The sequence below is a fragment of the Polaribacter sp. Z014 genome, from assembly GCF_023555435.1.
GTDB lineage: Bacteria > Bacteroidota > Bacteroidia > Flavobacteriales > Flavobacteriaceae > Polaribacter.
Map to the genome: position 1 here is coordinate 48,636 of NZ_JALCZP010000008.1, position 14,421 is coordinate 63,056.

A 14,421-nucleotide genomic window follows, 5' to 3' on the forward strand; every position below is an offset into this window, starting at 1 on the left:
TTAGAATTACCAGATAATAGTGTAATTAATAGTTTGTTTCCCTGCAGGTATTTTTACTAACAACTCTTCTTTCCCTCCTTTAGAACGTATAATCGTTTCTAAAGTATTGTTGCCAGAAAAATCTACATAATAACTTTCACTGTTGATAATAAATATATTATTTGGCAATTTTTCTATGGATTCTCCTACCGCTATTTTATGCCAAATTGCACTTTTTCCATCTATATGTATAATTCTTTCTACAGCTCTTTTTTCTTTGGTAGAAGCTATTATTTTATCTGCTATTTCTACATCATTTATACTACATAAAAACTCAGGAATTTGATTCTTGTCTAATTTGTATCCTTTTTGTTTAAAGTTCGTTTCTTCATTTATTTCTGATGGCCAATCTTGATTCTTATTTTCCAAAACTGCAAAATCTATATTTCCACTTGCAGAAACAATAAAACCACGCGGGCTTCCCACTTGCTCTTTTCCTCTGGAATGCCACATATCTGTAGTTTCTAAAAATTCGCCACCCCAAACTTGTAATAAAGAAGCCGATGATAAATCATAAGCAAAATTTAATTTTTCTATGAAACCAACAGTAATAACATGTGTTCTTTTGGTACCTTTATGAAACAAAAAGCAACGTTGAATTTGATTCTCGGTTGTGGCATCAATTACAATAGGTTTAATAGTTTTATTTTTGTTGATACCCGCCATACTTGTTTCTAATATAGAATAACGTTGTATTTCTGGACCTTCCACATGAAGGTCGAATTGTAATCCCCAAGGATATGGTTTGTTATACAACAAGGTATAATTCACTGTTCCTTTTTGAAGTTTTATTTTACCAGAACCAATTCCACCAGTGTTCACTACAGTATCCTTATCAATTATCAAAACAGCGGTACCGTACACATTTACATCAAATAAATATTCTCCTGTTGTTGGTATATCAAACTGACCTGTATAGTTAAGAGTATGCTGCACGTTTGGCTTAAACCTTACCAAAGGAGAAATAGAATCTACCTTAATTTCTTGAATTAATTTACGTTCTTCATACTTTTTTAAGCCTCTGCTTTTATCAGGATTATCATATACTTTTAGCGTAGATTCTTTAATACCAATCTTCTTGTTTCCATAAAGTTTGTATTTTATATTTTTAAAAGCAACTGCCCCATGATCTCCTTGAATCATAAACGGAGCAGTAGCAACTTCTTTAGCATTCCCGCCTCTTGTTGCTCCTGTAACTTCTACATTTTCATGTAATAAAACACCATTTAAACGAACTTCTTCAAACCAAGCATTCTTTGTTTTTTTTCCTTCGGAATTAAACTTTGGCGCATGAAAAATAACTTTTAAATGTTGCCATAAACCTGGAGCTTTTGATGCATTTACCATTGGTGCATGCCCTTCATACCCTTCTTTACCTTTTGCCGCTTCTTTATTCCAACGTTGATAAATACCTCCAATATCATTATATTTTGGTGCTGTTACTCCCCAACTATCAAATAACTGAACTTCATATCTTCCTTGAAAATAAACCCCAGAATTAGATCCTAATGGCATCATTACGTCTAGTTCTAATTCAATATCTCCGTGTTCAAAATTGCTAAATATATTTCCTTTAGCTTCCTTATTTGGCGTATTTAATAAAATACCTACGCCTTCTGTAGCCGTAAATGTTTTTTCCTTGTTTCTGTCTGCAATAGCATTTCCTACAATTTTCCAATTGCTTGATGTTGCTTTAAAACCTGCTAGATCATTTAATTCAATCCTAGAAAAAGGTAAACTTATTTCTGCGTCTTTTTCTGTGCTAGCCTTTTTTTCTACTGACTTGTGCTCCTCTTTTCCGCAGGATACCATCAGTAAAAATACCAAACAATAGAATATGTTTTTTTTCATCTTATAAATTATTAGTTTTTATCTACTTTTTAACTTTGTAAAAATAGCAATGATCATCCCTGAAAGAGGAACTCATATGTTCAAATTTAGAACAGTATTCGTTATTAAAAATGATAATTTATTTTTAACATTGCTCTTCTTCTTAATATTGGAAAGACTACAAAACTAGCATCCGGATTTGCTGCAATAAAATCTGATGTTGCTCCATTAGCATTGGCACCAAAACTATTTGCTCCAAAAAAGTTAGCCAAACCATCAGAATTAAAAAGGTTGGTCACTAAAATGTTAGCAGATAAATTTTTATTGATTTGATAACCCGTTCCTAAATCGAAAACACTATAAGCAGCCAATTCAAACGCATTAGAAACATTTCCAAAACGTTTGCCCATGTACTGCCATTTTAAAGATGCTGAAAATTTATCTTTTTCAAACTCTGCACTTAAATTAAACATTACTTTAGGGTTAAAAGCCAATGTTTTACCAGAATAATCTGTAATAACATCATCACTTGTATCTACAGAACCGGCTGCATCATACACTTTCCAATCTTTAGCTTTCGGACTTTGTAAAACTCCATTAAATCTGAAACTAAAATAATCTATCGGCGTAAAAACACTTTCCCATTCAAAACCAAAAGTTTCTGAAGTATTAAACTGAATTGGCGTATAAAAAGTACTATTTGTATCACCATCAAACTCAAAATTAGCAATACCAACATCTTTAAGTGTACTCCAAAAAGCAGTACCTGTAAAAGAGGCATTTTTAGCATTTAATTTTAGACCAAGTTCTGTTTGTATTATTTTCTGAACCTCGCCTTTTTGATTGATTGGGACGTATGCAAAATTATTAAAATAGTAGTTTAATTCTGGTGCTTTATTTCCTTTTGAATATCTAGAAAACAATGCAGCATTTTCATTTATTTTATAATTGATTCCTCCAGAATATGATACGTAATCATACGTAAAATCAAAATCATCTTGATCTCCCGTTGGGGTTAAAACACCATTATCGTATGCTGTTGTTGCATCTCCATCTACTCCACCATCTTGAGAAAACGGTGCATATCTATCTTTACTTCCTTTATGGTTGATGCTCTCATAACGCACTCCCAAATCTAAATACAGTTTTTCTGATACTTTCCATCGGTCATTTATAAAAGGAGCAATCTGACTCACATTTGCTCTAGAATTCACAAAAAACAAACCTCCATAATTACTAGCACCATTTTTATCTGATAAAGCCAAAACAGGATCTCCAGGATTTTCTAAAGTAACCTCTAATATCCTTGGGTTTGGTTCATACGTAGCAAAGGCAAAACTACCTTGTGTAAAATGCGAAGTATCAGAAAAACCTAAAGAAAGACCAGTATTAATATCATGATTTTCTAGTTTCTTTCTAATAGTTAATTGGTTCATCCATTCATCAGCTTTATTTTCTTTATACCAAGCAGATGTTCCCATAATTGCATCATATGGTAATGATCCACTTATATATTCAAAAGGTTGCCCCCCTAAAATACCTGCATTATTTACACGCGCCAATTCAGACCCAGATTGTACATCTTTAAAAACTACTTGTCCAATAGGAAACTGAGCACCACTAATAAAATACGCTGTTGGATCGCTAAGTGAAACAAAAGCATTACTAATTGATGTTTGCCAATTCGCATCTTTCGCAGAAAATTTAATATTATTTCTAATAGACCAATTGTTTCCTAAATCATGTAAGAAATCCACACCAAAAGCATAATCTTTAGCATGAACACCTTGAGAAGGATTAAAATTGATGGTATTCTCTAGGTTTCGTGCATCAGGAATTTTAGCATCAAAACTAGGCATTAATAATGATGAGTTTCTAAAATCTTGACCAAATGCAGCTGTTGGGTTTTCCCAATTAGTAGCAGCAACACCTGTATAACGGTTTGTTTTATCGTTTAATAATTTTCCATAAAACTTCAAAAAACCTTTGTCATATTTTTTAATCACATTAAACTTAAACTGACCACCTTTACTAAACGTAAAATCGGTATCTCTAGCGCCATCATCTTTACGGTAATGTCCACCTGCATTAAAATACCAATCATTACCAAGAGCACCACCAATAGTAGCATCAATTCTATTAAGAAAATTATTATTTCCTTGCAGTCCTGTAGAAACTTGTACGTCTCCAGTTAACTCTTGATGTATTCCATGAGAAATAAAATTATAAATTCCTCCTGGTGCATTCATGGCCGTAATTGATGAACTTCCTCCACGAATAGCTTCTACTTTTTGCGTTGTTAAATCTACACGATGAAACAAATCTGGACTATAATAAGAGTGTTGTACCAAACTTACTGGCAAACCATCTTCTTGCAATGACACATAATACCAACCCATATCATCTTCTGCAGAGGCAGAAATACCACGTGTATAAACTCTGGTAAATATTTCTCCTGCTGATGCATCTGTAAATGTACCAGGTATATTTTGTAATAAACCAGCAGTACCTTGTGTATAGGTATTTTGAATAGCTTTTGTATCTAAAACACTTATAGAAGTACTAGATTCTAAACTAGTTCTAGGATCGAAAGTCCCAGTAACCACAACAGCATTAAGGTTTATTAAATCGTCCTCTAAAGTAAAAGACACAGTAATATCTTTATTATCAAGAGTAAGTGTTTTAGTAATTAATTTATAGCCTAAATGAGAAATAGTGACTTTATAATTTCCGTTCCCTATATTTTTAATTTTAAACTCTCCTTCACTGTCTGTTGTACTAAACAGTTTTGATTTCTCTACAGCTACAACAACATTTTCTATTGATTTCCCTGCAAGGTCTTTTACCTTACCTGAAATGGAATTTTGAGAAAAACTGATGCCAGAATATAAAAATGTTAAGACAAAAAATGATAGCGTAATAAATTTATTCATTATTAGATTTTTATTTTTTTAAGTTTTAATATAGAAAACACACCCAACAAAGCTAAAAAATTGTTACTTTATTAATGTGCTTAGAAATTCACTGAAAGAAAACAAACCAATTAAGGCTGTTTAGTAATTTGATAAAAAATTAAGATTAGAACCTTATGGCTAAAGTTTATTAACTTTTTTTAGTTGATAAATAACACCACAAGCGGCTATTAATAAACCTAGAAATTCTCTTGTTCCTTCTAGGTAAGGCTTTTCATAAACCATTTCTCCAAAAATTTCTTCTTTATTTTCGGTTTGTATATAATCTATAAATAGTGTAAAATGAAATGCAGCATATAAAAGCAAACCAACTATTGTTGTTATTAAAATAAATTTTGGAATCACCTTAAAATTAGCAATGAAACAAATTAAGGCAACAAAAAAATAGATTGAAAACCATAAAACTCCATCAGGATCATTTAGTTGAATAATTGCGAAAATTACAAATAACACAAATAAAATATAATTTATAATTTTTTCAGATCTTTTTAATTTGTAGAAATTACTCACGAATTTGTTTTAATAGAGAATAAAAAAGGGTATTGATAATGCTTTTCTCCTTTTTAAGAAAACACATTGCAATACCCCAGAATGGAATTATATATAAGGTAATTATATTGAAATTTTACTCAACAATAAACTCACCTTTCATCATACCATAGTGTCCTGGAAAACTACATAAAAATTGATATGTTCCTTTTTCAGGAGCATCAAACTCTACACTATCGCTTTCTCCACCACCAATTAATTTAGTATGTGCAATAATATCATTAGAACCTACAGGAATGTATTGGTTTTCTTTAGCTGCTATAGCTTTAGCTGCAAACGCTGCCATGTCAACACCTTTTTTTAAAATCACAAAATTATGCCCCATAGCATTTATAGGCAATTGACCAACATGTTTTAAAGTGATTTTTACTTTCTGACCAGATTTTACTTTAATTTCTGTTCTGTTAAACTTCATTACATCGTTACCGGTTATTACAAAACTTTTAATCTTGTCAACTTTCTTTTCTACTGCAACTACTTTTTTCTTAGAAGTTTTATTTTCTGTTTTTTCCTTTTCATTTTTAGCACAACTTGCTAATATCATTAAAGAAAAAAAGGCAATCATTACATGTTTAAAGGTCTTCATTTAGTTTGTTTTTATATTTATTTACCGTTCGAAATTTGATTCAAATAATTTTTAACGCTTACTTTAAGTATCATCAAAAATATTAATAATCTTGTTAATACCAAACTATTTGGTCTTACTTAATCGTTGTCTTATATGAACAAGCCAAATTTCTAAAATTATCCTTATAAATATAGCTTCAAATGATTTTATTAAGGCGATTTATCGTCTAATTAATTCTTAACCCAAGCACTCACCAACACAAAAAAACATGTAAACAGCTAAAAACATGAATATTACGATAAACACGGTTTTTAAAAGTACATACATCCGTAAAAAACGAACTATTCATTTCATATAAAAAACAATTATATTTGTTTTATAAAAAAACGCTTGTTTTGATAAAAAAAATCACGGTCTTGGCACTTTTATTAATCCCTTTTTTCTTCTCTTTTACTGAAGTAAAAAAAGATATTTGTTTTAATAAACCTTCTAATTTAATACTTGTAGACACTACAATAATCTTACCTAAGATAGATTTTGAATACATAAAAGCTAAAACTTCAAAAGCTAAAAAAGACGTTGAAGTTTACAGTCAGTTTTGTTCTAAAAAAAATAGGATGGACAAGGAGTTTATATCAAAATATTTAAGCTCTCAAAAAATTGCAATCGGAGATTCAGAACTTCTAGACCTTAACAATTATGACGGATTTTGTTTTAAAGAATACAAAGAATTTCCTGCTTTTAATTTATTCACTTTTACTTATGAAAACGGAACCTGCTGCAAAACACTTTATGGCGTAACTACAAAAAAAGGTTCTTTAGAGATTATTAACTTAGGTGAATTGGCTTTTACTGGTGATAAAGATGGTTGGTTAGGAGATAAATATGGCAAATGGATTAGCGAAGACATTATGGATATGATTACTATTTCTTATTACGATGATGATTTTGTTGAAACGAATAATAACTCTAGAGTAGATACCACTTGGTCTATTATTAGAATTGATAAAAAAGGCCTTTTTAAAGAAAATACTTATAAAAGAGTAAAATACTTAGAAGGTAGAAAAATTGAATAACCCGAATAAAAAAAAGCGAAAGTAACTTAAAATTACCTTCACTTTTTTTATAAATCTACTTCAGAAAAAAGCTTCTTTAATTATTCAATTCTCTTACCCAGATATTTCTATAACTCACAGCACTCCCATGGTCTTGCAATCTAATTGGGCCTTTACCATGCAATTCTTGTCTTGGCCAACCAACATAAGCAACTGCACCTTGTAAAGCAAAATGATCTTGAATTAAAACACCATTTTCAAGCACTGTTATTGTTCCGTCTTTAACTCTTTTCTCTCCTTCAAAAACAGGTGGATGGTAAATAATATCATAACTATTCCATTTTCCTGTTGCAACAGAAGCATTTACTAACGGAGCAGCTTGTTTGTATATAGACCCAACCATTCCATTTGAATACGTTTCATTGTCATTATTATCTAAGATTTGAACCTCGTATTTATCATCTAAAGCAACACCACTATTTCCTCTCGCTTGACCTGTTCTAGATTTTACAGCTGGTGGAGATCTCCATTCTAAATGTAATTGTACAGCCCCAAATTTACGCTTGGTAACAATAGTTGCATTTGCTTTTATCCCTCCTTTTGCAACAGTCATCGATTTCTCCTCTGTATCTAATTTCCAGGTACATGGAATCCCGTCTTTTTGGTTTATCCATTCCTCTAAATTTGTGCCATCAAACAACACAATAGCATCACTTGGCACACCATTTTGACCCGTAGGGTTTACAACAGCTACTGGATCGTAAAATTCTGTTTCCCGATGATCTGTAGGTGAAGGTGTTCCGTAAAAGGTATTAGATTCCAATGCTTTTCTAATACTTTCATCTCTAACAAAATCTTTATTAGGATTATTATGTTCCTTTTTCTTTTGAGCTTGCGCACAAGCCGAACTTAGGACTACAAGTAATACTAGTAAGTAATTTTTCATATTTACTCTAAAATTTAAATTCCTAATATTCCTTTTAAATAATTCTCATCGATATCTCCTCCAGCAAAATCATCAAAACTACGTTCTGCAGCTTCTATAATATGTTTTTGAATAAAAGGCGCTCCTTCTCTTGCGCCTTGTTCCGAAGATTTAATACAACACTCCCACTCCATTACTGCCCAGACATCACATTCGTACTTTGTTAATTTTGTAAAAATCCCTTTAAAATCTACTTGTCCATCTCCTAAAGATCTAAAACGACCAGCTCGATCTTTCCAATCTGTGTATCCGCCATAAACACCTTGTCTACCTGTTGGATTAAATTCTGCATCCTTTACATGAAACGACTTAATACGATCATGATAAATATCTATAAATGCTAAATAATCTAATTGTTGCAGTACAAAATGACTAGGATCATACAATATATTTGCTCTTTTATGATTTCCTGTTGCTTCTAAAAATTGCTCAAAAGAAACTCCGTCATGTAAATCTTCTCCAGGGTGAATTTCATAACAAACATCTACTCCTTGTTCATCAAAATGATTTAAAATTGGTGTCCAACGATTTGCCAGTTCTTTAAAGCCCATATCTACCAATCCGTTTGGACGCTGAGGCCAAGGATAAACTGTATGCCACATTAAAGCTCCTGAAAAAGTTGCGTGAGATTTTAACCCCAATCGGCCACTTGCAGTACCAGCTTTCTTTACAAAATCTACTGCCCATTCTGTTCTTGCCTTCGGATTGTTTCTTACATGTTCTGGTGCAAAACCATCAAACATAGTATCATAAGCAGGATTTACAGCTACTAATTGACCTTGTAAATGTGTAGAAAGTTCTGTAATTTCTAATCCGTAAGAATTTACTTTTCCTTTTAAATCATCACAATAAGTCTGACTTTTAGCTGCCGTTTCTATGTCTATTAAACCCGTTTCCCAAGTAGGGATTTGAATTCCTTTATACCCTAATTCTGAAGCCCATTTACACATTCCATCTAAAGAATTAAATGGTGCTTCACTTCCTGCAAATTGAGCTAAAAATACTGCAGGTCCTTTTATTGTTTTCATCTTGTAATTTTTAAATTTATATTTTTTTCCAAACAGCATTCTCTTTACTACTTTCTACAGCAGCATAAATAAATTTTAAACCTCTAACTCCGTCTTCAATACCTGGATAGTCTGGTTTTGCAATTTCCTTATTATTGTTAACTGCCAAAACGTGTGTTGCAAAGTTTTTATAAATGGTTGCAAACGCTTCTAAATATCCTTCTGGATGTCCTGCAGGAATTCTACTAACCTCCAAAGCTTCTGCATGCAATCCTGCTCCGTTAGGTGTATAAATTTTCTTAGGTTGATCTAACCACCTTGTAATTAATTCATTCGGATTTTCTTGATGCCATTCCAAACTTCCTTTGGTACCATAAACTCTAATAGAAAGGTTATTTTCTTCTCCTAAAGCAATTTGTGAAATAGAAATACTTCCTTTGGCACCATTTTCCATACGGATTAACATATTTGCATCATCATCTAAAACCCTTCCTTTTCCGAAGACTCCTAGATCGGCAGCTATTTCATCAATCTTTAGATTGGTAATATATTCAATTAAGTTTTCTGCATGCGTTCCTATATCTCCAAGTGCACCACCAATTCCAGATTTTTTAGGATCCACTCTCCAAGCTGCTTGTTTCTGTCCCGTACTTTCTAAATCTGTAGACAACCAACCTTGTAAATATTGTGCTTGAATTTTTCTAATTTCACCTAATTCTCCTTTGGCAATCATAGCTCTTGCTTGTTTTACTAAAGAATTACCCGTATAATTATGCGTTAACGCAAATAATTTACCGCTTTTCTGAATAACCGTTTCTAACTCAATAGCTTCTTCTAAAGATAAGGTAACAGGTTTATCACAAACCACATGAAATCCGTTTTCTAAAGCAAATTTTGCAGGAGAAAAATGCATATGATTAGGAGTAACAATCGCTACAAAATCCATACGAATATCTTCAGGCAACTCTTTTTCTTTCAGAATCATTTCCTCAAAAGTACCATAACACCTACTTTCATCTAAGTTTAAGTCTTTTCCTGAAGCAATTGATTTTTCTGCATTACTACTAAATGCACCGCAAACTAAATCAATCATACCATCTATAGCAGCTGCTTTTCTATGTACTCCTCCAATAAATGATCCGGCGCCTCCGCCAACCATTCCCATTCTTAATTTTCTTGTCATACTAATTTATGCTTGTACTTTATTCGTTCTTTTTTTCATGTAAATATTCAGGCCTAAAAAGGCGATAATTAAAATTGCCGGTAAAATAGACATCGTACGTAATGCTTCTCCAGGACCACTTGCTCCATCCATTAAACGTCCCATTATTGGTAAAACTAAAGAGACAGAAAACATACCTGCACCACCCATGATAGACAATCCTAAAGCACCTGTTTGTGGTAAATATTCTGCTACAAAACCTAACATGGTTGGCCAGAAAAAAGTAACTCCAACGGCAAATACTGCTGCAGCCACAAAAATCATTCCGCCACTTGTTACTGTTAACAACCATAATCCTATAAAAGTAAAAATTGCAGAATACAATAACATTCCGGATGGTTTTAATTTGTGGACAATTTTACCTGCCGACAACCTACCTAAAGCCATAATTCCGTTGATAAATGCCAAAACTAATAATGGAGATTCTACAGATGTTTTTAATAAAGATTCTATACGTTGTGTTGTTCCTAATTCTGACGCCGCTGTTAAAAACATACAAAACACCATGAATAAGAATAACGGATTTGCCACACTCGCAAACATTTTTTTATTGCTAATTCCTAATTGAACACGCTCTGTAACTGGTATTTTTTGTCCTAAAAACATTACACCATATGCAATAAGTGGAATGAATAACAAAGACACCATCACTTGCCAGCTTAAGCCCATCACATCCATTACTAACCATCCTAACAATGCGCCAATTACAATTCCTCCAGGAAACCAAACATGAAATCTGTTTAGCATTTTTGTTTTATTATCTGTATACATAGAAGCGATCATTGGGTTTAATGCCGCTTCTACCATTCCGTTTCCGATACCAACAAATAAAGTAGCTATAAATAAAGACGTCATACTATCCGCTGTAAGCGTTAATATAATTCCTACAGCATGCGTTATAAAAGCAACTCCTAATATTTTTTTAATTCCTAATAAATCCACTAAAGGCCCACCAACAATCATGGCAATTGTAAAGCCAAAAAAAGCTGGAGTAAAAGCATATCCTAAATCTTCTAGAGTTAATCCAATTCCTTCTGGACCAAATACTGTTTCTAATCTTACTCTAATAGCAAATGTCATTGCAGTAACAATTAAAGCCAAACAGCTAGCTAAAAAAAGACGGCTTTTATTAATTTCCTTCATATTTATTAAGATTTACGTAGTTTTTATAGTTAATTTTTAAACATTGTGTAAATTACATAATAAAAGTTCGCTTTATGTGTTTTTTAATTCAGTGAAAAATATTGCACAAATTATTTAAAGAGATACTAACTTTTTTTCTTGCTGATATTCTTTTGGCGTACATTTTTCATACTTTTTAAAAATTGTAGAAAAATATTGACTGCTAGAAAAACCGCATTTATAGGCAATTTCACTTATAGTAAGCCCGTTATCTTCTTGAAGTATTTTTTTAGACATTTCTAACCGTCTAATAAATAAATATTTCATGGGTGTTAAATTTGTTAGTCGTTTGCAATGATGCGTTAAACGGGTTACTCCTACTCCTGCAGAATCAGACATACTTTTAACCGTCCAATCTCGCGACAAATCATTGTCTAATTCTTTTAAAAAAGATGATACACTTCTAGAACTATCTGTTAACGATTCATTTAAAACCACATCATCTGTATCTAACAACTCTAGAACAAGAACCAATAAATAGTTAATTAAAACCCTTAATTTAGAAGCCTTTTTCCCTTTATCAAAAGTCTTAATAGCTTGTTCAATCTTTTTAAAACATTCCAGAATTTTTTTATCGGTTTTCCATGACATTTTTTCGTTCTGCCTTAAAATAATTGATAATCTTAAGAGATCTTTTTCTGTAAGAGAAATCCATTTAGGCCAAACCCATTCTTGATGAGGTCTTCTTACTCCTAAATCAATAATTAGCCAATAAAATTTTCCCATTCCAATAGTAGGATTCCCAACTTTATGTACTTCCCAAGGACGTGTGATTGTTAAATGGTTTGGCGTTAATAACATTTCTTTATCCTCTTGAGCATACGGCATTGAACCAGATTCTAAAAAATGAAATTCAATCCCTTCATTTCTATGCCAATCTAATCCCCAATCTTGAGACTCATTTGCATTCCAACAACCAACACTATTTAATCCTATTGTTTCATCGCCTAATCGTTCACCCGGATATGTATACCTACCCAACGCATTTAATTCTATTTTTTTTCTATCTGCTGCATCAATCAGAGCAGCACATGTGTCTGCATGATAAACTACATTTTCTTCTCTATACGGTTGTATTTTTATCATCTTTAAACTCATTGAAATATATTATACATTTAAAAAAATACAATTTAGCAAATTTAACCCAACATAAAAAAGATAAAAACCACTAAAAGATAAGCACCAGCAACAAGTAATTTATTTTAATAACAAAATAACATCTATTATTAATAAATCACAAAACTGTTCATTTTTTTTCTCCGAACTAAAACAAACAGGCTTCAGCATCTTTTTCTGGTAAATTTGAATTATAGAAATATCGTGTAAAGACGCAGTAAAGAAAAATGCTCGATATCTTAAAATGCCCCCCCTTTAACATGCTTAATTAAATACAATTATTTTGCTTTACTTCCTCTAATTGGTTTCCCCATTTGCGCTCGCCAATCGGTATATAGCTTTTTCATTTCAGCTACTTTTGCTGTATTTACACTTGCTATATTTTGTGTTTCATAAGGATCTTTATTTAAATCATAAAGTTGATAACCAGCAGGAATAGGCTCTTCAGTTAGTCCTGTAACCAATCCTTTTTTATCCAAAACATAAGAAGCATAGTTTTTAGATTCGTTTCTATAAACTAATTTCCAATTGTTAGAACGCACTACCCAATTTTTTTCTTTATCACCAGAATCCCAAAATAAAGGTTCGTTATGTATTTCTTTTTCACCCCCTTTAAACAACGGAAAAAGACTCTTACCGTCTAACTTCTTTTTAGGGGCTATTCCTGTTAATTCAGAAAGACTCGCATATAAATCGCGATGCGTAATAAGCGCATCCACCTTTTTATTTTTAGCGATTCCTTCTGGCCAATGTATAAACATAGGAACTTTAATTCCGCCATCCATCAAACAATATTTGTATGAATTAATTGGTAAATTATTAGCATAAGATTGATTTGACCCGCCATTATCCGAAGAAAAAACAATAATGGTGTTATCTAAAATTCCTTTCTTTTTTAAAGCCTTTACAATTTTACCAATCATCATATCCATATACTCCAAATGTGCTAAATAAATTTTACGACCATAAGGATCTGCAATTCCTAAATGACAGGTTTCACTATACCATTTAGAGTAATCAGGTTCAATAATTGGGTCCCAATGTGGATATTCCCAAACTTTATCATCTCTATTAAAAGAACGAGTTGGGATTGCATATTTTTTACGCATTACTTCCGGTGCCTTGTATAACGGTGTATGCAACGCGTTGTATTCTAGTTGCAGATAAAAAGGTTTTTCATTGGCACTTTCAATGAATTTTACAGATTCATTTGTAAACACTTCTGTGGTGTTTGTATTCTCAAACGATTCTACTGTTTTACTATCGCGAACTAAAGGCCCAAAAGGTATCATTTTTGCTTTTGCAGCACTTCCTGGATATTTTTTATTGTAAGCATCTACATCTTTTTGACTCAACAAGAAATAATCATATGAATGACTTTTAAAGCCTAACCAATGATCAAATCCATGTTTCATAGGATCTGATTTTGGCCCACCATTTAAATGAGTTTTCCCAACCTTCATGGTTTTGTATCCGGCTTCACGCATCATTTCTGCTATTGTAAATTCGTTACTTGGTAATCCCCCTTGATTATAATAGTAAGCTCCCCATCTTTGTTGATAACGACCTGTGGAAAGACCCAATCTAGAATTACTACATACCGCTGCAGAAGCATATGCATTATTAAAAACGATACCTTTTTTTGCTAATTTATCTAAATTCGGAGTTTGAATTCCAAGTGCAGTGTTTTCTTGAAATCCTACATCTGCATACCCAATATCATCAGCAAGAATAACAATAACATTTGGCGTTTTTACTGCTGAATTTTGTGCTTTTATTCCTGTAAAAAAGAATACGAATAGGAAAAGAAACCCCAATTTTAAATAATTTGTATTCTTCATAAAACATTATTTTTAAACATATAACTATTACAATTCATAAGTTCTTTACTTTTTA

The 14,421-nt window shown here is 32.1% G+C and carries 11 protein-coding genes; 1 reads left to right on the plus strand and 10 read right to left on the minus strand.

From position 1 onward, the window contains the following. Positions 1-6: 6 nt before the first annotated feature. From MPF19_RS11100 to azu, 4 genes are all read right to left on the minus strand, one after another. Positions 7-1,890 (minus strand): 3-keto-disaccharide hydrolase, encoded by a 1,884-nt coding sequence (locus tag MPF19_RS11100; RefSeq protein WP_249988281.1) that lies wholly within the window; start codon positions 1,888-1,890, stop codon positions 7-9. Between the two features lie 104 nt (positions 1,891-1,994). After that, complete coding sequence (locus MPF19_RS11105; RefSeq protein WP_249988282.1) at positions 1,995-4,802, minus strand: TonB-dependent receptor; 2,808 nt, start codon at positions 4,800-4,802, stop codon at positions 1,995-1,997. Between the two features lie 159 nt (positions 4,803-4,961). After that, positions 4,962-5,351, minus strand: a complete 390-nt coding sequence (locus MPF19_RS11110) for a transmembrane 220 family protein (RefSeq protein WP_249988283.1) — start codon at positions 5,349-5,351, stop codon at positions 4,962-4,964. A 115-nt stretch (positions 5,352-5,466) separates the two neighbouring features. After that, positions 5,467-5,976, minus strand: coding sequence for an azurin (gene azu, locus MPF19_RS11115; RefSeq protein ID WP_249988284.1), 510 nt, complete (start codon positions 5,974-5,976; stop codon positions 5,467-5,469). Positions 5,977-6,353: 377 nt separating this feature from the next. Here azu and MPF19_RS11120 point away from each other — a divergent pair, with 377 nt between their 5' ends. Further along, a complete protein-coding gene (locus MPF19_RS11120; protein ID WP_249988285.1) occupies positions 6,354-7,034 on the plus strand; it encodes a hypothetical protein in 681 nt (226 codons plus the stop codon). A gap of 76 nt (positions 7,035-7,110) precedes the next feature. On the opposite strand, the gene MPF19_RS11125 is transcribed toward MPF19_RS11120, so the two are convergent. The 6 genes from MPF19_RS11125 to MPF19_RS11150 form a co-directional block, all read right to left on the minus strand. Continuing rightward, the gene (locus MPF19_RS11125) at positions 7,111-7,959 is read right to left on the minus strand and encodes a 3-keto-disaccharide hydrolase (RefSeq protein WP_249988286.1); all 849 of its coding nucleotides are present in this window, start codon (positions 7,957-7,959) and stop codon (positions 7,111-7,113) included. Positions 7,960-7,973: 14 nt separating this feature from the next. Further along, positions 7,974-9,026 (minus strand): sugar phosphate isomerase/epimerase family protein, encoded by a 1,053-nt coding sequence (locus MPF19_RS11130; RefSeq protein ID WP_249988287.1) that lies wholly within the window; start codon positions 9,024-9,026, stop codon positions 7,974-7,976. A gap of 16 nt (positions 9,027-9,042) precedes the next feature. Beyond that, on the minus strand, positions 9,043-10,188 hold the full coding sequence (locus MPF19_RS11135; RefSeq protein ID WP_249988288.1) for a Gfo/Idh/MocA family protein: 1,146 nt from the start codon (positions 10,186-10,188) through the stop codon (positions 9,043-9,045). Positions 10,189-10,194: 6 nt separating this feature from the next. Continuing rightward, positions 10,195-11,370, minus strand: coding sequence for an MFS transporter (locus MPF19_RS11140; protein ID WP_249988289.1), 1,176 nt, complete (start codon positions 11,368-11,370; stop codon positions 10,195-10,197). Between the two features lie 114 nt (positions 11,371-11,484). Beyond that, on the minus strand, positions 11,485-12,495 hold the full coding sequence (locus MPF19_RS11145) for a helix-turn-helix transcriptional regulator (protein ID WP_249988290.1): 1,011 nt from the start codon (positions 12,493-12,495) through the stop codon (positions 11,485-11,487). 308 nt (positions 12,496-12,803) lie between these two features. After that, the gene (locus tag MPF19_RS11150) at positions 12,804-14,366 is read right to left on the minus strand and encodes a sulfatase family protein (RefSeq protein ID WP_249988291.1); all 1,563 of its coding nucleotides are present in this window, start codon (positions 14,364-14,366) and stop codon (positions 12,804-12,806) included. Positions 14,367-14,421 lie beyond the last annotated feature (55 nt).